The following is a 21,119-nucleotide window of genomic DNA, read 5'->3' as shown; positions in this document are numbered from 1 at the left end:
TGGTCGTCTCTCACCCTACCGGCCGTGATACCGCGGTGACGGGTGAGTGCGCACCGCAGTGGGAGCAGGGCATGGACGTGGCGGGCGTCGGGCGGTTCAGCTGCTCCCCTGCGACCTGAAGATCGGTGACACCAGGGGCGGAGCCGCCGGCGAAGAATTCCTTGACGCGGTAGAGGGCCTCCCTGAACGGCGTAATGACGGACAGGCCCGCGAGCGCCAGCAGAACCGAGACCGCTCCCCCGCCGGGGAAGAGCACCGCCCCGGTGAGCAGGCCCACGGCCACCGCTACCTTGCCCGCGCCCGCGAGCAGGCGGCTCCGGAGTGGCTCGGCCGCGGTGGCCGCCGCGTCCGGTTCCGGTGCGTCCGCGAGAAACGTGGCGTCGATGATCACCAGGCTGTCCCGCTGCCCACGTGGACAGCAACTGTGCCGCAGGGCGTCGGCGACCAGCAGGGACAGGTCGCCGACGGCGGTGTCACGGTCCGTTCCCTCACCGAAGAGGTAGCGCTGGTCGGCGTCGGCGAGGGTGGCGATCAGCCGTTCCGTGGTCTGCCGGAGCCGTTCGCGGGCGGCGGGAGACATCCTGCGGGCGGTGTGCCGGGCCTGTGCGCGCAGCGCCTGGCAGAGGTGGCCGAAAACTCTGGTGTGGACGTCGAGGGCCGAGTCCTGGACGCGGCGGCCGTCCGGGATGAGCAGTAGCTCCAGGAAGCGGACGGCCTCCTCGGTGACGGTTCCCGCCGGGTCGGAGACCGTGGCCGCCCGCATGTCTGCGGCCATGAGCGCCATGGAAACGCCACCGAATGCGGCCATCGCCGCGCACATCCACAGGGGGGTGACCGTGGTCCGGGAGGGCGATGCCGTCCACACGAAGGGCAGCACGGCGGCCAGCAGGGGCACCACCTGAAGGAACACGGACACGAACCGGCCGACGACGATACGGCCCCGCCGGTCGACGAGTTCGCCCATCTCCGGCCGTGCCCCCGCCGGGACGCCCTGCCGCTCCAGCTCCGCCAGCAGCGCTGCCGAGCGCCTCTCCCACGCGCCTCGCCCGATGCGCCGCGCACCCGGTAACCGGTACACACCCGCCCCCAGCACGCGTGACCGGGACTGCCACAGCACGGCGATCCACACCGCCTCGAAAAAGGTCCACCAGCCCCAGAAGAACGAGACATACCCGAATTCCGTCCGCGTCATGGCGAGCAGCGTCCCAGACGGCACTGACAGTCAGACGAGGACGACTTCGCACCAGACGGTTTTCGTGTACGGGTCTCCGCAGGTCGTTCCCCAGTGGGTGGACAGGGTTTCGACGAGGAGGAGACCCCGGCCGGAGTCGTCGTCGGGGGAAGGCGGCGGGAGAGTGCCGGGCGTGGGCGGGCGGTGGTCGGGGCGCGCGTCGGTGAGTTCGATACGGAGCGTGGCGTCCTCGGGGTGGAAGGTGAGGCGGAGGCGGAAGTCGCGGCCTTTGACGCGTCCGTGCACGGCGGCGTTCGTGGCGAGTTCGGACACCAGGAGGGTGGCGATGTGGTTGGCCTTGGAGTCGTACGGCCAGCCCCAGGTGTGGAGTTGCTCGGCTGCCAGGTGACGGGCGAGGCGGGCGCCTCTCGGGGTGGCGGAGAGGCGGAGGGTGAAGTGGCGGGTGGGGGCGGGGTGCGGTGCCTTCGTGGGTGCAATGTCGGCGTTCATGTGACTCAGCGTGGTCGGCCGACTCTACTCTGAACAGCGACGGCGTCGGTACGCAGCGTCACTGTCCGGGAGCCGTCCGGCCATGTCCGGACGGTGTGGCGTTACGCGGCGAGCAGGCAGCGAGTTGGGTACGGGCGGCACGTGGAGGTGCGCGGGCGTGGGTGTGACGGGGCAGGGGACGCAGCAGAGCGGTGACGGGATGGAGCCGTACGGCGCCGATGACGAGGAGTCGGCGGCGGTGCTGCGGACCGTGGGCAAGATCCTCAAGACGTGCCGGGAGCGGAAGGGGCTCAGGCAGGCCGAGTTGGGGGCGGCCATCGGGTACAGCGAGGAGCAGGTCTCCTCGGTGGAGCGGGGGCGGCGGGCGCCGAGTGCGAAGCTCCTGGACGCGGCGGATCGGGTGTTGGACGCGGGTGGGTTGCTCGCCGGGTTGAAGAAGGACGTGGAGGAGGCTCGGTATCCGAAGAAGGTTCGGGATCTGGCTAAGTTGGAGGGGGAGGCGGTGGAGATCTGCGCCTATGACAACTCCGTCGTCAACGGGCTCGTGCAGACCGAGGAGTATCTAAAGGCGGTGTTCGGATCGCGGCGGCCGGCGTTCTCGGAAGAGGAGGTGGAGCGGCTTGTCGCTGCACGGCTGGCTCGGCAAGGGATCATCGACGGAAATGGGACGACCCCCGCCTTCAACTTCGTCCATGATGAGGCTGCCCTGCGTCGGCCGGTCGGAGGCAAGATGGTCCTGCGCCGACAGCTCGAACGGCTGTTGGAGATCGGGCAGATGCGAAACGTGGAGATCCAGGTGCTGCCCATGGACAGCGAGGACAACGCCGGTCTCGACGGCCCTTTCCATCTGCTGCGGCTGAAGGAGGGCACCACCGTGGGGCACAGCGACATCCAGCTCGTCAGCCGACTGATCTCGGACCGCAGGGAGGTCCAGATCCTCGAACTGCGCTATGGGATCATCCGAGCCCAGGCCCTCGCCCCGCGAGAGTCGCTGGCCTACATCGAGAAACTGCTTGGAGAGACATGAGCCTCAAGCCCTTGGCCGGTGACGGCGCCGACCTGGAGTGGTTCAAGAGCAGCCACAGCAACCCCGACGGAGCTGCCTGCGTCGAGGTCGCTCGCACCCCGGGCACCCTCCACGTACGGGACTCCAAGTGTGCGCACAGCCCTCAGCTCGCCTTCGGTGCGCAACAGTGGGCCGCCTTCGTCTCGTACGCCGCCGATCACTGACGTACGACATGCTGACGCCCCGCGTCTGGTCCCGTACCGGGCGCGGGGCGTCGGCCCATCCCGGTCAGATGGACGGCGGAGTCCACTTGCCCCGGTCGATGGCCTCCTGGAGCCGGGCCGAGAAGTAGGTGTGTGCCTCTCGCATCTCGGCCTCGCGGTTGGCCTTGTAGAAGGGGGGCGTGTAACCGTCCGGCGGGTCCTTGCGCTCGCCATCGAGGTGGGCGCGGAGTTGTTCGTAGTGGTCTTTGGTCTGGCCGTGGCCGTAGGTGTAGCGGTCGCCTGCGATACGTCGTCCCTTGGAGTCGAACCAGGTGACGGCGTCGAAATCCTGCATGATCGGGAAGCGGGCCTTGTACATGGCGACGAGTGAGTCAGCGTCCACGCCCAGCCATACGGCGACCAGGGCGTCCAACTCGACCAGAGCGGCACGGCGTGCGCGTTCGGTCCGCAGGGCGGTGCGTCGGGTCCACTCGGGACCTACCTCGTGCAGCGGCTCCAGCTGAGGCCAGGCCCGGGCCCAGGACTCGTAGGCGGGCCAGGTCGGGTCGTACAGCTCGGCCCAGAGCGCCGCGTAGTGTTTCGTCAGGCAGTTCAGACGCAGTGTGCGCAACAGCAGGGCCGACGCCAGGGGATGCTTCGCATCCGGTACAGGCATACGGCCGGCCGGGGCCACGTCAAGATGGCGCAAGCGCGTCGTACGCAGAAGGTAGTCCAAGGGGACGGATGCCCAGAAGCCTGCGGCGAGAGCGGTCAGATGGCTGTCACCCAGGTAAGCACTGCGCACCGCATGGATGTGCGCGGCGCCTGGAGGCACGATCGCCGGGTACAGGCTGCGCTCTGTGTCAGGCGCGATAAATTCCCGCCACGCCACCCGGTAGAACCTCGTGTACGCCCGAGTCGACCGTTCCACAAAGTACCGATCAACGTCATCGGCCCCGATCTCGTCCTCCGGCACTCCCCGAGCCTCCGCCAACACCCGCCGCGCCTCGGCAGCCGCCTCCTCCGACGCCCGCAGCCGCGCCAGTCCGCCCTTGTCGAGCCACTGGTCCTGCCTCGCCGCGTACTTCTCCGGCGTAGCCACGCGCACGTACTCCGTCTCCGGCACCGCGTCGTCGGGAATCGTCAGGTGGTTGAGGCCGAGCACCTCACCGCCGCCCTGACTGGGCTGCTTGAACATCGGGTTGGCAAGGCCCAGTTGGGGTCCCTTGAGGACGACGTCATCCCACTTCTCAGGCCGGAAGAGCGAACCGTCTTCCCTCGGGAGGTTGTAGTCGATGAGGCCGTCCCTCTTGGCCAGCGTCTCGTTGTAACCGGATGAGATCAGCGGCTTAAGCGAAGCCAGCCTCAGCGGGTAGTCCGCAAGTGCCCGAATGGCCTCCCCCTCCGCCACACTCACCGGCGACAGCAGTCTCCCCTGCTCAACCGGCTGCTCTTCATCACCGGTCAACCTCTGCCACTGCTCCAGCGTCCCCCGGTGCACCCGGATGATCCGCTTGAGATGTGGTCGCTCATCCCACGTCTCCCCGTACCGCACACCTGGATCAGGACCCGAGCCGTCGTGTTGCGCGGAGAGCCGTAGCGCGTCCACGGAGAACAGCCACGAGAGATGGTCGAAGCCGATCTCGCCCTCAGCCCCGTAGATGTGCAGCCCGAAGTGGCTGGACCGTCCAACAGGTGGTGGGAAGAAGCGATTGCCGGCATTGACGAAGTCGCCGTGTACGCGTAGTCGTTTGTAGGCAGCCGCTCTCAGCAACCCGTCTTTGTCACCGCTGAAGTGGGTGTCAGGGTGGATGAGGCCAACCGTGCCGTCGCGACCCGCGTGCGTCCATGTCTGGCACATGAACGCGCGGTACAGGTCGGGCCGTGTGCCACCAAGCACCGGGTACACCACCGGCGAGCCGAGCTGGCTCGACACGCCCATGATGGCAACGAGCTCGTTCAGGAAGTAGGCCCGAGCCTCGGCGTCCTGGAACAGCCCGGCAACCCGGTCCTTCCGTACCGCCGCACTCGGCTTCTCGGTGAGCATGAACCACGGATCACGCTCGGCGAGAACAGGGTCCTCCTTCCACTCCGGCCGCACCCACGGCGGATTCCCCACCTGCACATCGAACCCACCGGCCTCCCCGGCGAAGACATGCGCGAACTGCAACTCCCAGTGGAAGAACCCCATCCCCCCGTCCGCGCCCGCGTCATCCCGGTCCTCACTCCCGGCCACGTCCTCCACCGTGTCCAGCCACGGGAACCGCGCCTTCAACCGGAACGGCGAGTCCATCCCCATGAACCCGTCGAGCTTCACCTCGTACTCCCGCAGGGCCTCCAGACCCCCGAAGTCGGCCACCAGGGAGTCCGCCGGCACATCCTTCGCCCCGAGCGCGCACTCCAGGAAGTCGATCCAGTCGTCCAGCGTCGCGAGGGGAATGACCTCGCGCCGTTCCTTCGGCTTACCGGGTGTCTTCTTCCGCGTCGGCTTCTTGTGCTTCTTGTCCTCCGCCTCCGCGCCCGAAGCGGCCTCCTCCATATCCAGCTGTGGAGGAAGCCCGTCGTCGAAGAGGAGGTCCTTCACCCAGAGCTGATCCCCGGGCGCCGGGCCGTCGGCCGCCTCCACCGGCGCCTCCTGCGCCTCCGAGGCCCGATTCTCACCCCCGGCGTGGCCACCACCCTCGTGAGGCTCGGCCTCCGGACCGACCAGCTCCCCCACCCGGTCCAACGGCCAGAACCACAGCGCGCACCACACGTCCATGACGGTCTTCAGCCGCCAGTACGGCGTCCCCGGGCGCGTGAGGTCGTCGTACACGACCTCCTTCGGCACCGCGTGCTCGGGATGGTCCAGCCAGTCCGCGCCCCAGACGTCGATCTCGCGCGAGATCTCCCGCTCGGACTGGTTCAGCCGCTCGATGACCAGTTTCCACAGGAACTCGGCCCGCCGCGCGACCCCTTGAAGCCGTCGCCGCTGTGTCACCGTCTTCGGTGCGCGCTGGATGCCCGACCGCCACTTCTCCATCCGCTGGACGGCGGCCTTGTCCAGCTCCTCGGCGATCTTCTTGGACTTGGCGTCCCCGACGACCGCGCCCCACCCCAGCGCGGGCAGCAGGAAATGATGGACCGCACCCTCGGGCAACTCGCCTTGCCTGAAGGGGACTTCTCTGGGGGCGAGCGTATCCTTCTTCGACAGCCACTTGCCCTTGCCCAGCGCGTCCTTGTCGTAGATCTTCCGCCCCGCGCCGACCAGCGAGTTACCGCGCCGCAGGTGCAGACCGAACCACGGCGCCCGCATCCCGGGGTGCATGGTGTTGAGCCAGAGCGAGACCTCGGCCAGCTCCACCGCCGTCGCGTTGAGGTCGACGCCGTACGCGTTGTGCAGGGCGACGTAGGCCTTGACCTTCTGGAGTTCGGCCAGCCTCTGGTCGGGCTGGATCTGCACGCCGGTCTCGTCCTGGCGCCGTTTCAGGTACTCGGCGGCGACCTGGTCGATCGCTTCGTTGAGGAACGCGCCCGAGCCGAGGGCGGGCTCGCAGATCTTCCAGCCCAGCAGCTCGCGCGCCGACGTCACCTCGCCGTTCTGGTCGAGGCGGTGCTTCAGCGCCAGCTCGACCGTGACCTGGGTGAGGGACACGGGGGTGTAGTAGGAGGCTGTGTTCTCGCGGTCGCGACCCGCAAGCCGGTAGACGAAGGAACCCGGCGGGTACTCGGCCCGCTCGGTCAATCCCGTCTCGTCGTTCACCCGCTGGACGAACACCTCGTTCGGGTAGTCGTTGGCCCGCGACTCCGGGATCATCCAGCTGCCCTTCGACGCGTCGCCGCCCTTGGCGACCTCGAAGAGGGTCTCGCGCGCGATGAAGCCGGTGTAGGACATCAGGCCCTCGTACACGGCACCGAGCTGGTTGATGCCGAGCTGGGCGTAGGAGATGAAGCCGCCCCGCTCGCCCTTGCGGCCCTTGGTGAGCATCAGCCGGCGCAGCACCTTGTGCAGGGTGGCGTTGCGCAGCCGGGTGTCGAAGAACTCCGGTCCGCCGGACGGGTCGTCCTCGTCGTACAAGGGGTTGGGAACCTTCGGGCCGATCAGCTGGATCGCGCCCGGCTCGAACAGGTCCGACCGCAACGGCTCGAAGCGCAGGCCCACGTCCTCGCTGCGCCGGGCTCGCCGTTCCCGTTCGAATCGGCGTGCGCGCAGGGCGAGTTGTGCCTCCGTCAGGTCTTCGCCCGCCGCCGCCAGTGCGGCCGCCTCCGCCGCCTCCGCCTCGCGGTCCGCCGCCTCCGCCGCCCGGTCCTCCTCCTCGGTGCCGTACGGGCGGTGGCCCTGGTTGACCATGCGGGTGAGCAGGTCGATCGACTGGTACAGATGGAAGCCGTCGCGGGCCGTGGGGCCGACGAGGTCACGGACGGCCAGGTCGCCGAGGCGCTGGAGGCCGTAACCCGCACCGTACTCGGGGTAGTCCGAGGGGAGGATGCCCAGCTCCGGTCGGGCCTCGGCGTACAGCAGGAACAGGATCCGGTACAGGTAGCGCAGCGACTCGCGGGTCAGGCGGCGGGCGAGGCGCTGCGGGTCGTCGAGGTGGGCTGCCGTGCCGCCCTGTCCGGGCTCGGCCAGCCGGTCCAGGACGGCCTGGGCGATGAGCTCGACCGAGTCCTTGAGGCCCTCGCGAAGCTCCGTCGAGACGCCGACTGCGTGTTTGCCCGACTTGGAGACGAGGTCGTCGAGCGGGTTCGTGCCGCCGGTCTCCGGGACGCGGAGCGAGTCCGCGCCGAACAGGGCGGCGATGGTGTCGAGTTCGCCGCCGGGGCGGTCGTCCCGGCGTTCCAGCGCGGAGTCGAGGCTGACGGCGAGGTAGCGGCCCTCGCTCCAGGCGGTGCGGTCGGCGAGGACGACGACACCGCCGACCAGGATCAGGACGTAGCGGGGCGGTTCGTCGGCGGCGAAGAGGAAGCGGACCAGGGTGTCGGCGTCGGTCAGCGGCTCACCCTGCGGGATGTCGACCGGGTGCAGGAGGCGGCCGGGGCCCGCGGGGTCACGGGCGGCGTCAGGTTCGGCGGCCCAGCCGCAGGCGATCGCGACCAGGCCGGGTTCGGCGTGGGTGACCTCGATGTCGTAGGCGCGGCCCGCTCGTTCGACGGTGAGGGTCGCCGGAGTGGGGGTGTAACCGAGCGCCCGCAGCACGCGGTCGTGGAGTTCGGCGACGGTCTTCATCCAGCGCGGGTCGTCGTGCGTGCGCCACCCCGACTCGTCCTCGGGGGCGTCGATTTCCGCCTGAGCCCGCTCCGCGAAGTACGCCCGGTCCGCGAAGTACGGGGCGCGCAGGGCTCGCAGACCCTGGCGCGGGGTGAGGATGCGCGGCTCGTCCGCCGGCTTCTTGTTCTCCTCGGCCTCGTGTTCGGCCCAGCGGGCGAGCAGTCCGTCCTTCGCCTTGAGGTCCTTGGGGAGGACCTCCGCGAGGTAGTGGGCGGAGAAGTAGTCGCCGTGGTTGACCAGCGAGTCGTACGTCACGTCGAGGACCGTTTCTGCGGGTGGCTTCGAAGGGAGAGGGTCTGGTGCCGGTCAGGCGCCGCGATCGAGGACGGCCAGGACGCGCAGCAGCGGGCGGCCGGTGGCGGAGAGCTTGTCGGCCAGTTCCGTCTGGTGGCGGATGGTGTCCTCGACGACCCGGCCGGGCAGAAGGGACTGCTGCTGCCAGCGGCCGAGGCGGGCGCGGTAGTCGTCCAGCTGGGCACTGATCTGCTGGGTCCAGGCGTCCTTGCGTTCCTCCAGGTGCTCCCGGGCCGCCGCCACCGCGGCCGGGACCAGAGCCTGGAGGGCGGGGAGGTCGCGGGGCGGGGCCGGGTTGGCCATGTCGGGGCCCACGCCCGCCTCCGCCAGGGCGTCCGGCATCGGCACCACCTCGGGGGTGCCGGGCAGGCCTCGGACGGCCATCCACTCCACGACCGTGGGACGGCCGAGCTTGTTGGAGTAGATCCCCTGGACGAGGAAGGTCGGGCCGGTCGCTTTGGGGGTGAGGAGAACCGGTGCCTGCTGGCGGCCGAGCTGGACGAGGACCTTGTCCACCAGCCACTCCACCAAGGGGTGGATGTCGGTGAGGAAGCCGATGGCGGGCCAGCTGGATCCGGACCTGCCGCGGGCCTCGTCCAGGCTGTGCTGTCCGAGCCCGCGGTCGAAGGTGACCAGGAGGCGCTCCTTCAGCTTCTGCTCCCGCAGGTAGTCGGAGGGCAGGAGGTTCAGGCGGTGGAGGAGGTCGGGGGCCTTGGCGGTGGCGAGGCTCAGGTAGGGGGCCGGTTCGCCGCGCGGTCCGGTGTGGCGGTGCTCGGAGAGGTCGAGCGCGTCATGCGGGCGCTCGTCGTAGACCTCGTCGAGAGCCGCCCGTACGAACGCCTCCGTGTCACCGCCGAACAGCGACGGGACCTGCGCCCTGGGCACGGGACGGTGCTCGGGCAGGACGGACGGCTGGGTGAAGAGCGCGGTCAGCGGGTCGCCGGGGGTGGGTGAGGCGGCGAGGGACTCTTCGACCGTGCGGCCGGCGAGCAGGTCCTTGATCAGGCGGCGTTCCTCCTCCTCCGCACGGTAGAGGCCGGTCACCGCCTCTGCCGTGCCGTCGAGACGGTAGGCCTCTTCCTCCCGCTCGAGCAGCTTCTCGGCGACCGTACGGTCGTCCTTGGCGCCCTCGGTCGCGGAGTGCAGGATCAGCGCGCGGAAACGGGGGTTGTGCTTCTGGCCGTAGCGGTCGATGCGGCCGTTTCGCTGCTCGATGCGGATCAGCGACCAGGGGATGTCGTAGTGCACGAGGTCGTGGCACTGGCGGTGCAGGTTGACGCCTTCGGAGGCCACATCGCCGGTGACCAGGATGCGGACGGGGTCGTGGGCGAGACCGAAGGCCTCCACGACTGCCATCTGCTCCTTGTCCGACAGGCCTCCGTGCATGACCTTCACCGCCTGTCGCGCCTGCTGCTCGGTGAAGCCGAGGCGGGCGGGGACGACCTTGGCGAGCCACTTCAGCGTCTCGACGCGTTCGGAGAAGACGACGACCCGGGTGGCCGAGCCGGGCCGGACACCGATGTCGGTGAGCTGCTCCACCAGCGCGTCGAGCTTGGCGGAGTCACCTGGCGCGCCGGACTCCCCGATCGCCGAGGTCAACGACAACAGGCGCTCCAGGGCTTGGAGTTCGGAGACGATGCGGGCGGCCGCCGGGGTGCCGGGGGCCGTCTTCGCCGCCTTGTCGGTCAAGGTGTTCTTGCGGGTGGTGACCGTCTTGGCGAGTGCGCGGTGGGAGGAGAGGAAGGCCTTCAGGAGCGTGTAGGGGAAGAGGCGGTCCTCGGTGAGCGCCGTACGGCCGGACGTCGCGGTGCCGAACTCGGTGGAGGTGTCCGGCGCCGGGATCCAGTGCTCGGTGAGCTCCGCGAAGATCCGCTCCTCGGCGTCGGTCGCGGTGCAGGGCACGGAGACGGTGGGGTCCCGGTCGGCCCACTCCTTGCCGATCTGGTCGCGCACCTCGGGGTGGACCTTCGTACGGCGGATGAAGAGGTGACCGAGGTCGTTCTCGGCGTCGTAGTCGTTCGGGTCGGCGATCGCCGCCGGGTCGAGGAGGCTGATCAGCTCGGCGAAGGACTTCCCGTCGCCGTTGTGCGGGGTGGCGCTGGCCAGCAGCAGGGCGTCGGTGTTGGGGGCGAGGACGCGGGCCAGGGCGTTGCGCTGGCTGCCGCGGTTGATGAGGTTGTGGGATTCGTCGATGACCACCGCGTCCCAGTGGATCTTCTCCAGGTGGTGGCGGTACTGGCCGATGTTCTTGAGGGTGTCGACTGAGACGATGATCCGCTTGTAGTGGGTGAAGGGGTTGCGGCCGGCCGGGATCTCCCGCTGGATGCGCTGGATACCGACCGAGTCGAGGCGGATCAGCGGGATGGAGAAACGGGTCCACAGCTCGTGCTGGAACTGCTCCAGGACATGCTGCGGGGTGACGACGAGGATGCGCTCGCCCCGGCCGCGGCGGATCAGCTCGGCCAGGGTGAGACCGATTTCCAGGGTCTTGCCGAGGCCGACGACGTCGGCGATGAGCAGACGGGGGCGCAGGTTGGCGAGGGAGAGGGCCAGTTCGGCGGGGCGCTGCTGGTAGCTGAGCGGGTCGACGAGGAAGCGGTCGGCGAGCGCCAGGCCGCGCTCGGTCTGCGGGAGCGGCGTCTTGCGCAGCAGGGCTTCGAGGAAGAGACGGCTGCGTCGGAAGTGGTCGGTGGGGTCCTCGACCAGTTCGGTGTCCTCCGGGTCGAGGAGCCTGACCTCGTCGCCTGCCAGACACTCGATCTCGGTGAAGAAGACGGCCGTCTCGTCGCGGACGAACTCTGAGACACCGACCGCCTCGATCTTGGCGCCGTCCCGGCTCGGGGTCACGTTCTTCACCAGCCACTCCTCGTCCCGCACGAGGATCTGGGCTCCCGGCGGGAACCTGGACTCCGAGACGTCCGGCTGGTGGGTCACGCTGCTGCCTCCGCGTCCTGCGCACTGTCGTACGGGAAGTGGTCGAATACCGCGCAAGTCTTCCACGGCGGAAGCTGACCGTGCAGGGCGCTGCAGGAACCGAGCGCCCGGCCAGCCGCCGACACTCGGTTGTACCGCGGGGCCGTAGTGTGCCGTCGCTCGTCGGCGGCGCCGTCGTGGCTGGTCGTGCCGCAGCCACATTCCGACGCCGCCCCCGCTCCCTTCACGGCCGCTGCCGAGCCGCAGCGGCTCCGCCCGGCCTTGGGTGACCGGTGGTCAGCGGCCTCCCCCACGGGCCGGAACGAAGGCGGCCTCCTTGGCATAGGCGGAGCGCAGGGCCTCGGCGACATCGTGGGCCATGGCGGCGTCCGGGGTCCGGCCGCGGGGCGTCCGGGGCCGCGACACGACGGGGCGCGGAGTCGGCGGTGGCGGGACGGGGACATCCGCCTTCGCTGGAACGTCTGCGTCGTGGGTGTCCGGCTGTTGCTCCGCGGGCGGCGCTACCTGGTCGACGACCGTGGGCACGTACTCGGCGATCGGTCCCGGAGGCGGCACCAGTCGGCCGTCGGCATGTGGTGCCGTCCGAGCGATCAGCCGTTGCCGGGCCTGACGGGCGGAGACCCCGGAACCGTTGAGGACAGCCACCAGTGCGCCCGTGACGTCCGTGAGGGAAGGTCGGTCGGCCGGGTCGAAGGCGAGCATCGAGGACACGACGGGCATCAGTTCCACGGGCAGCCCCGTCAGGTCCGGGGCCTGCTGCGGATCGCCGATCCGGGCCGCGACCGCGAGCCAGTTGTCACCGTCGTACGGGTAGTGGCCGGTGGCGGCGAAGAGCAGCACCACGCCGAGGGCGTACACGTCCGCCGCCGGGGTCAGTTGGTGAGTGCCCTCCGCCTGCTCGGGCGGCATGCACAGAACGCTGCCGACCACGACACCCGTCGCGGTCAGTGTCGTACGGCGTTCCGCGAGCACCGCGAGTCCGAAGTCGATCACCTTGGGGCCGTCGGGGCCGAGCAGGATGTTCTGTGGCTTGAGGTCCCGGTGCAGGAGCTGCGCCTGGTGGACGGAGGTGAGTCCCTCGGCGAGCAGCGCGCCTAGGCTCGCGGTCTCGACCAGTGGGAGCGTGCCGTGGTCGCGGACGTGGCGCAGGAGGTCGGGGCCCGGGACGTAGTCGACGGCGAGCCAGGGCTGGTCGGCGAGCGGGTCGGCACCTGCGAAGGCGGCGACCCGGGGACCGAAGACTTTCCTGAGATTCTCCACTTCGAGGACGAACCTGCTGCGGGTCTCGGTGTCCAGAACGGACGCCTTGATGACCTTGACGGCGACCTGCTGTCCGGCGGGTGACTCACCGAGGTACACCCGGCCCATACCGCCGGAGCCGATATGGCCTCGCAGCGCAAAGCCCCCGATGTGAGTGGGGTCGTCACTCCTCAGCGGCTCCACGGCGTCCTCGCTCCCCCTCGGCGTCTGGCGCGCGACCCGCGCATTGTCCATGCTGGCCGTAGCTCTCCCCGGCGGTATGTGCCGCCACGCGGTGCAGACTACCCAACGATCCACATGAGGCGACGTCCCATCCGAGGACGCCCCACAACCTGGAGAAACACCGGCGTAGCCAGAAGGAGCCAACACGCCGCTCGCTCCGTCGTAGAGGGCCCTGGATCAGGCAGGCTCCCTCCACGGTTCCCGGTTCGTCGACGCCGCAAGGCATGGCTACCTTCGTGGCTACGTACGTCGACGCACGATCCCGTTTGAACCGGTGCGGACCAGGAGCCAGCGAGACCGGCCCGTACATAGAGAAAGCCTCTGACCTCCGTTTTTCACTGGTCAGAAGCCCTCAGCGGCAGACGAGCCGAGCTGTACGCCGGGTTCTGTTCCACTCAGGGAGCGATCACGCTCTGACCTGCATGTTTGCGGGGATCCGGCGGCTGATCCAGCCTTCTGGGACTTCTCAGGGACTTTCGGCCGAGTCCGTAAACCACGCCTCGATGGCGGACAGTCCCCGGGCGCCGGCCTGCGGCATGAAGTGCGTGTACGTCCGGAGCGTGAACGCTGGGTCGGAGTGCCCCATCCACTTCGCGAGCGAGACTATCGACTCACCAGCTTCGAGCATCACCGAGGCGTACGTATGGCGCAAGACGTGGAAGCCGTGCTCGCGGCTCGGCTCCCACACGCGCGACGGCTTCTCGCCCGGCTGCCGCTCGGGCAGCGGCGGTATGACTCCCACTTCGGCGAGCGCGGGCTTCCACGCCTTGGTGTTCCAGGTGGTGCGGTTGATCGCGCCGCGTCGGCCGGTGTACACGAGCAACGGGACGGTGACCTTCCGCCGGTCCTCGCGCGCGAGGTCAGGCTCCTCGGGGTCCAGCCACGGCAGGGTGACGTCGATTGGTTCGAAGCGTTCTTGGTGAGTGAGGAGTCGCTTCGCGAGCGTCTTCGGCAGCGGCACATCGCGTTCCTTACCGCCTTTGGGCGGACCGAAGTACAGCCGTGACTTGTACATGAGGATCTGCCGCTCCACGTGGACGAAGTCGCCACGGATATCACCTGGGCTGAAGCCGAACGTCTCACCCTGCCGAAGTCCGCATCCGACGCCGAGGTCGAGCGCGATCTGGTAGCGGTCGGCCAGCGCCTCCCGCACCGCGTCGACACGGTCCTGCTCCCAGGCGCGAGCCTTGCGCTCCGGCTTCTTCGGCGGCTTTATCGAGCTGTTGCCCTTGCACGGGTTGCGGTAGAGCCGCTTGTCCTCAACCGCGGCCTGCATGATCGCCTTGAGGTACACCCACGCGACATAGGCGGTGCTCGACGCCACCGCCCTCTGTACGTCGGCCGACCACTTGCGCAGCTCCGCGACGCCGATGTCCCTGAGCGCCAGATCTCCAAGCTGCGGCAGCACCTGCCCCCAGATCCTGTGCCTCATGCTTTCCAGCGTCTGGGCGGGGTGCATCTGGGAGGGCCACCAGTGCTTATCGACGTACTCACGAAGGCTGATCGCACCGTCCCGCGCGTCGACGAAATCCCCTCGACGTGTGTCGGTCTGTGCCTCGGCCAGCCACGCCTTGGTGTCCGCGACCGTATCGAAGGACCGGTCACGGACCCCCGGTATACCTTTGACGCGGTAACGCGTGCACTTGCCCCAGAGCGCAGTGCGTTCGCGCTTGCCCGTCTCCTTGTTCGGCCGCTTCTTGAGCCATCGGTCCTCGATGTAGCCCGCCATACGCGTCTCCTCCTTGGCTTGGGCGCGGTTCTCTCGGCGCCACCTGCGCCGCGATCAGACACACAGACGATCTCCGTGTGCACGAAATTCCGAGTGCTGCTGAACTCTTCTGACCCGTTTTCCCAGGTCAGACAGCCCGGCGACGCTCACGCTGCCGCCGGGCCCTGTTCAGCGGGTCGAGGGCCGGGTTCGACCGCGAGTCCGCCCGCTGCTGTTCGCTGAGCCACGCATCGAGCAGGTCCCGGCGGTACATGACCCTTCCGCCAGGGCCCATCCGGAAGCTGGGCGGCCCTTGCCGGCGGTGGCGCCAGACGTAGAGCGTGTTCACCGAGATGCCCATGTACATCGCGGCGTTCTGGACGTTAAGGAAGGCGGCCTCGATGACAGGTTCTGGCTTGTTGCGCATCTCGTATCTCCGGGTAAACGCTGCCGATGGAGGGGATCTCCCGTATTCACAGCCATCCACGCGGGAACGCGTGTGGGTAGCTGCTGGAAGCACCACGAGGATCCGGAGAACGGGAGATTTGGCGCGGCCGCCGCATCGGTGGTATCGGATGCGCGCCTTCGGGGGCCATCGCGCTGGCGGGCCTCGTACTTCCCATGGCGCACAGGGCCAGGTGGTCGAGGTACGGGACGGGAGCCCGAGCTGACGACACGCGACGGCCAAGACCGGTAGCCGAAGCGGCCAGGCGAGAGCGGCGCAGTCCACCCCTGGGGCAGAGGTCGGCAGCCCCGTTCACGGTCGAAGGGGACGGACGGACGGGGGCACCGATCGCTCCGAGCAGGAGCCCACCGGCCGCGTTCGATCAATTCAGGCAGTAAGTCGAATCGTTCGAGACAGACTTGACCAATTTGGGTTAGCGGCTTGTGACTTAGATCCACCTGAGCCCATGCTTCTCAGGTTCGGAGAAGCAGAAGACGTCCGGCCATGGCGTCGTGCCATGGCGGCTTCTGACTCGCGGACCTTGGAGACCCCGTGGACACCCCTGTCCTGCGGGCCGGTTCGGCATGTTCACCATCCCCGGCACGCGCCTGGGAGCTGATTCGGCTCCCCCGTTGTCAGTTCCCGAGCAACGGCATCTGCCTCATCAGGTCCTCTTGCAGCACCTCCCCCCTTCCGGCGGCACACGCCCAGCCTCTCGGGGAGGCGCCGTGACTACTCCCCCGTTCGAGCCGAGCATCGCCCAGCAGACAGCGCTCGTCGAGCACCTCGTGAGCGCGGTGGTCAGCGACGCGACCGGAGAGGCCCAAGGCGACGTATGCCTGGGCGAACCTCCCAGTGCCCGCTATTTCATGGAGAGCCTCGGCCCCCACACCGTCGAGCCGGGCGGCGCAGCTCCACGGTATGGACGCACCACTCCGGACAGCCTCGGGTTCGAGTTCGAGGCTGAGAACGCCAGCTCCGTCACGGTCAAGGCCAAAGCCTCCTTCTACTACTCGGCGCTGCCGACCCGGGTCCAGCAGCTGGAGTGGGCTGGCGAGCGCGAGGAGCCGTACCGGCTGGCTCCGTTGTTCAAGCGACTGGCCGTGGCAGTCGGGCCGGTGGAGATCGTCCTGGGGCAAGAGGCTGGTCTGCGGGAGACCCTGGAAGCCGAGTTTCGGAACGCCTTCGCGGAGGCCGTCGAGCTGGCTCTCCGCGACCCGCGGATCGACCGTCGCGTCGGGAGCGACCGCCGAGAGCGGCTGGTCCCTCTTGGCGCGATGAAGGACGACGAGGCCTTCGAACAGTGGCTGGCCCGGGAGGTGGGTGGGGACCCCGTGGTGCCGTCCCCCGCCGCGCGCGTCGTCGTCACGTCGAGGCCAGTTGCATCCGGCCGGCTCCGTGTGACGGCGACACTCCAGAACCTCGCCAAGGACCCCGTCGTGACCGTCCAAGGTCGGGGCAGCAACGCAGGCCGTACTCGCCGTGACGAGGCCAGGGACAACGCCTTGTTCCGCGCTGGCCTGGAAGTCGAGGGCGACCGCCTGCTGCCGATCACGATGGACCTCGGTGCCGACGCCTATCGCTACTCCGGGGAGCTCGGGGCGTACGCGAACAACTGCGGTGTCGAACCTCGGTGGCATGGCGGACGACTCGTGGCTGTGCGCAGTGTGCCCGTTCCACAACACGACACCCACCGCGCCGTGCCACGGACCAACGAACGATGGGGATACGCGGCGCTCGCGACCGACCCGCTCCCGGTTCTCGACGATCTCGCCGACGAGATGGAGGCGTACCTGGACTCGCCGGCCTGGAGCACGGCGGACCTCCAGGACAGGCCCGGACTGGCCGATCGGAAGGAGGCCGACCGACGGGCCGCCGCGCTTGAGGTCTCTCGGCTCCGCGACGGCATCGCGTGGTTGCGACGGGACGAGCGCCTGCTGGTGGCGTTCCAGCTCGCGAACGAGTCCATGACGGAGCTCAACCAGGGTCGTGAGCGGCCGAGTCGGGGATGGCGGCTGTTCCAGCTCGTGGCCATCGTCAGCCAGCTCAGTGCCCTGGCCTGGCGGGAGCACCCGCAGCACCTCTTCTCCCCCGGGCTCTGGGGTGACGATCAGGGCGTGGATCCGACAGAGGCAGCCACCGTCGTCTGGTACCCGACCGGAGGCGGCAAGACCGAGGCGTACCTCGGACTGGTGCTGGTGTGCATGTTCTACGACCGCGCCAGGGGCAAGAAGGTGGGGGTCTCGGCCTGGTGTCGCTTCCCCCTCAGGTTGCTCACCCTGCAGCAGACACAGCGGCAGCTCGACGTCGTCGCTGCCGCGGACACCGTCCGGGACCGGAACGCCGCCAGGCTCAAGGAGGTCGGCGGTGACCCCGGGTGGCCGTTCTTCATCGGGTTCTACGCCGGCGGTGGCAACACACCGAACTCCCTGACCGCCGACCGCACGCTCGACCGCCTTCGGTCGAGTGAGGCGGAGCGGCACGCGTTCCGGCTGGTGCACGACTGCCCCTACTGCGGTGAGCGGTCGGTGCACATCCCGCCGCCCGACCCTCAGCGCCTCAGGTTGGAACACGTCTGCGGCAACGAACGGTGCGGCAAAATCCTCCCGATCGTCGTGGTGGACACGGAGATCTACCGGTACCTCCCCACCGTCGTGGTCGGCACTCTGGACAAGCTTGCGAATATCGGACTGTCGGACCGGTTCGGCGCGCTCTTCGGGGACGTCGACTGCTGGTGCAAGCCCCACGGATTCGGTCGGGGCGGCAAGTGCCATGAGCGTCATGCCCCAGGCCATCCGAAGTCGCCTCCCAAGCCCTTGGGGACTCCTCTCTACGACCCCTCCCCGTCGTTGGAGATCATCGACGAACTCCACATGGTCAACGAGGAACTCGGCGCGTTCTCTGGGCATTACGAAGGGCTCCTGGCAGAGGTCCAGCGGACTCTGACAGCCCGGCAGCGCCCCGACGGACGTGGCGTCCGGATGAAGGTGGTCGCGACCACCGCGACCATCCGTGGCGAGGACCGCCAGAGCGAACACCTCTTCGGCCTGCGGTCGGTGGTGGTGCCTCTCCCCGGTCCCGACCTCGACGAGAGCTTCTACTGGCGTCTCGACCGAGAGCTTCCCCTGCGTCGCTTCGTCGGGGTCATGCCGACACGGGGTACGGCGGAGATGACACTGGTCAGGATCCTGACGTCCGCACACCGGGCTCTGTGGAAGCTCGACCAGCGCCGGGATCTTCCCCCGGCTCTCGAAGCCTGGCCGGAGGAGGAGCTCCGCGCAGTCGTCGACCTGTACCGCACGAGCCTGACGTATGCGACGACCCTCGTGGACTTCGGTCGTATCCGGCGCTCGCTGGACACCCAGGTCAACGAGGCTCTGCGCAGGGAGGGGTTCCCCGATCTCCGCGTAGCCGAGCTCAAGGGCGAGACGCGTCTGGACGAGGTGCGTGGTGTCCTGGACGACCTGGGCAGCACCAACGGCAGCACGGGCATGGTCGTCGCGACCAGCATGGTCAGCCACGGGGTCGACGTGGACCGGTTGAACCTCATGCTGTTCAACGGGATGCCCCGGTCCATGGCCGAGTACATCCAGGCGTCCTCGCGGGTCGGCCGTGCGTACCACGGCCTCGTTTTCATGCTCTTCAACCCGGTGAGGGAGCGGGACCGGTCTCACTACCGGTACCACGGCAAGTTCCACGAGTACCTTGACCGGATGGTCGAGCCGGTGGCCATCAACCGCTGGAGCCGGTTCGCCGTGCGCAGGACCCTCCCCGGGATACTGATGGGCCACCTCCTCCAGATCGGCAACCGGGACTGGTGGCGCGCTGGTAACGCGCCAGGGCACCTGCACGACCTCTCGAAGATGCAGGCCGCGCTCCGTGATCCTTCGATCGGAGGGCTCGAGGGCGTCCAGCTCACCGAACTGCTGGAGGCACTTCACACGGTCTTCCAGTCGGACCGCCCGGAGGGCCAGGAGCTCCACAGTGATCTCGAGGACATGGTGGAGCATGCACTGGCCAGCCTCCGCTCCGCCGGGGCCTCTGCTGGCCTCTCCGGTGGCAACAACCGCGGATACCGCGCCACAGGTGACTACCTGGGCCTCGAACACCGGCCCATGACGAGTCTTAGAGATGTCTCCGAGGGCATCCCGTTCCACATCGTGTCCGATGGCAGGAGGTCGTGATGGCGTTCAACCCGAGGAACGACGACATGGCCCGCGACCGGGGCCAGGTCCTCTACCGGTACCGTCCCGGTCAGACCTTCGACCACCGCGGCGGCTACACCGCCCAGGTGGTGCAGTTCGGAAGGGACGAGGAGTTCGACGGCCCTTCGCTCGACCGCGAGCACCTAGTCCAGGAAGCCATGCGGTTCGTACGCAGGTGGCGGGCCGCCGGTCGCGCGTTCGCCGCCGGCTCCGACCGAGCACCCGAGTTCCCCGGAGACGAGGACCGGCTTGCCGACCGCCATTACGAGGTCGTGGTCCCCGGCAAGGTCTTCTGCCGTATCTGGCCTCGGGTGGTGCGCTGTGCCAGTGGCGGGTGCGGACACGTCTGGTCGGCCAGTGACCCCCGGCCGGGAACGGACGACTGGCCGCCGGCCTGCCCCGCGTGCGGCAACGCCGTCGGCAACCGACAGCTCCAGTTCGTGTTCGCACACAGGTGCGGCGAGATGTCACCCATGTACCCGCCGAGCAAGTGCCCGAGGGGACACACCCGGTTCAGGCTGGACGACCGTGCGAGTCGGTTCCGTGACTTCCGCTGGGAGTGCATGACTTGCGGCTTCCCACTGGGTGTGCAGTGGAGTTGCAGCAACGCGTCCTGCAGCTACCCTGACAAGTTCATGCATCCCCTGCTCCACACGGCGGGAACAGCGCATGTCGGCCAAGGCCTGACGCTCGTGAACGTGACCACGACCGAAGAGGCCACCCGCCAGAGCAACCCCCTGTACACGGCCGCCGTGCTCGGCTGGTGGCTCGGTGAGATCACCGAGGATGAGTTCCGGCGACTCACGGACGGACACACGGTGGACGTTCCCGATGAGGTCGTCGAGAGCATCCGTGTGATGGAGGAGGCCGGCCTGCACGACCAGGCGCGTGCACTGCGGGCGCGCTTCATGCCCGTCGAGGTGGACCACCTGAAGGAGCGGGTGGGCAAGGCTCTCGGACTCGACACCGAGAGCGACGACGCCCGGGGGCTCGCCGCCGAGCTGCACACCTACCGTCGGGTCCTCAACCTGGATCGCTTGGGCGTCCCCCGCCTCCAGCGGGAGGCGCGCAACGCCGAGCGCCGCGCTCTCTACGAGCGCTACCCCGAGGTCCTTGCGACTGCCGGCCTCGGCCGGGACACCTGTCTGGTGAGCGATCTCCCGATCACCTACCTCGCGATCGGCTACAGCCGGACGGGTTTCAGCCCCGAGGAGGCGGACCTCGTGCCCTACCGCGGGCGCGCCTCACGGGGCACCCCCGAGAGGACCCTGCTCTATGCGCACCCCACACAGGCGGAGGCGCTGCTCTTCCCAGTGGACAGGGAACGGGTGAGCCGTTGGCTGGTGCGCAATGAGCTCGTGAGTAGACGCCTCCTCGACGACGCCGGCGGCGTCGCCCAGTGGCTGGTGCACCAGCTCGGTCCGAGTGACGGCAAGGCCCTCTCTCACGAGACCCGCCCGGCACCGGGACATCCCGACCTGCCCGTCCACGAGCTGTTCGGTCTGCTCCACTCCCTGTCGCATCAGCTCCTGCGGGCGCTGGCAGTCGACAGTGGGTACAGCGAGACCAGTCTGTCCGAGTACCTGTTCCCGTACGACCTGGCCTTCGCCATCTATCCCAACGGCGGAAGCGAGTTCAGCCTCGGTGCCATGCGGACCGTACTCGAGCAGAACCTCGACGCGGTCGTGAGCCGGGCCGTCGACAACGACTCCTGTCTGTACGACCCCAACTGCATGATCACGAACGAGGGCGCGGACCACGGTTGCCTCCAACTCCCCGAGACGGCCTGTCAGTCCTGGAACAGGAACCTTTCCCGGTGGCACCTGTTCGGTTCCCCGGACGGCTCGAAAGTCGGGTACTGGGACCCCACCCTGTGAATGCCCGGTGTGGGGAGGGTCCGTCCTCTTCCCTCC

The 21,119-nt window shown here is 68.7% G+C and carries 11 protein-coding genes; 4 read left to right on the top strand and 7 right to left on the bottom strand.

What is annotated here, in order from left to right:
- Positions 1-10: 10 nt before the first annotated feature.
- Positions 11-1,192 (bottom strand): hypothetical protein, encoded by a 1,182-nt coding sequence (locus AB0E85_RS05870; protein WP_361922885.1) that lies wholly within the window; start codon positions 1,190-1,192, stop codon positions 11-13.
- A gap of 30 nt (positions 1,193-1,222) precedes the next feature.
- Positions 1,223-1,681, bottom strand: coding sequence for an ATP-binding protein (locus tag AB0E85_RS05865; protein ID WP_361922882.1), 459 nt, complete (start codon positions 1,679-1,681; stop codon positions 1,223-1,225).
- Positions 1,682-1,880: 199 nt separating this feature from the next.
- On the opposite strand from AB0E85_RS05865, the gene AB0E85_RS05860 reads away from it, so the two are divergent.
- The gene (locus tag AB0E85_RS05860; RefSeq protein WP_361923103.1) at positions 1,881-2,708 is read left to right on the top strand and encodes a helix-turn-helix transcriptional regulator; all 828 of its coding nucleotides are present in this window, start codon (positions 1,881-1,883) and stop codon (positions 2,706-2,708) included.
- Positions 2,705-2,911 (top strand): DUF397 domain-containing protein, encoded by a 207-nt coding sequence (locus AB0E85_RS05855; RefSeq protein WP_361922879.1) that lies wholly within the window; start codon positions 2,705-2,707, stop codon positions 2,909-2,911. Before AB0E85_RS05860 ends, AB0E85_RS05855 begins: the two co-directional genes overlap by 4 nt.
- Positions 2,912-2,975: 64 nt before the next feature.
- Here the strand turns inward: AB0E85_RS05855 and AB0E85_RS05850 are convergent, their stop codons facing one another.
- From AB0E85_RS05850 to AB0E85_RS05830, 5 genes are all read right to left on the bottom strand, one after another.
- Complete coding sequence (locus tag AB0E85_RS05850; RefSeq protein WP_361922876.1) at positions 2,976-8,393, bottom strand: hypothetical protein; 5,418 nt, start codon at positions 8,391-8,393, stop codon at positions 2,976-2,978.
- Between the two features lie 51 nt (positions 8,394-8,444).
- A complete protein-coding gene (locus tag AB0E85_RS05845) occupies positions 8,445-11,366 on the bottom strand; it encodes an SNF2-related protein (protein WP_361922874.1) in 2,922 nt (973 codons plus the stop codon).
- A gap of 276 nt (positions 11,367-11,642) precedes the next feature.
- A complete protein-coding gene (locus AB0E85_RS05840; protein ID WP_361922871.1) occupies positions 11,643-12,860 on the bottom strand; it encodes a serine/threonine-protein kinase in 1,218 nt (405 codons plus the stop codon).
- A gap of 454 nt (positions 12,861-13,314) precedes the next feature.
- Positions 13,315-14,577: a site-specific integrase gene (locus tag AB0E85_RS05835; RefSeq protein WP_361922869.1), complete on the bottom strand. Its 1,263-nt coding sequence runs from the start codon at positions 14,575-14,577 to the stop codon at positions 13,315-13,317.
- A 127-nt stretch (positions 14,578-14,704) separates the two neighbouring features.
- A complete protein-coding gene (locus AB0E85_RS05830) occupies positions 14,705-14,983 on the bottom strand; it encodes a helix-turn-helix domain-containing protein (RefSeq protein WP_361922866.1) in 279 nt (92 codons plus the stop codon).
- Between the two features lie 746 nt (positions 14,984-15,729).
- Between AB0E85_RS05830 and AB0E85_RS05825 the strand changes: the two genes are divergently transcribed.
- Both AB0E85_RS05825 and AB0E85_RS05820 read left to right on the top strand, forming a co-directional pair.
- The gene (locus AB0E85_RS05825; RefSeq protein WP_361922863.1) at positions 15,730-19,185 is read left to right on the top strand and encodes a helicase-related protein; all 3,456 of its coding nucleotides are present in this window, start codon (positions 15,730-15,732) and stop codon (positions 19,183-19,185) included.
- Positions 19,185-21,083, top strand: a complete 1,899-nt coding sequence (locus AB0E85_RS05820) for a hypothetical protein (RefSeq protein ID WP_361922860.1) — start codon at positions 19,185-19,187, stop codon at positions 21,081-21,083. The genes AB0E85_RS05825 and AB0E85_RS05820 overlap by 1 nt, the downstream gene beginning before the upstream one ends.
- The last annotated feature ends 36 nt before the right edge of the window (positions 21,084-21,119 follow it).

Origin of the sequence: Streptomyces sp. NPDC029044, from assembly GCF_040637495.1 — a bacterium.
GTDB lineage: Bacteria > Actinomycetota > Actinomycetes > Streptomycetales > Streptomycetaceae > Streptomyces.
This window is presented reverse-complemented; position numbering and strand designations above follow the sequence as displayed.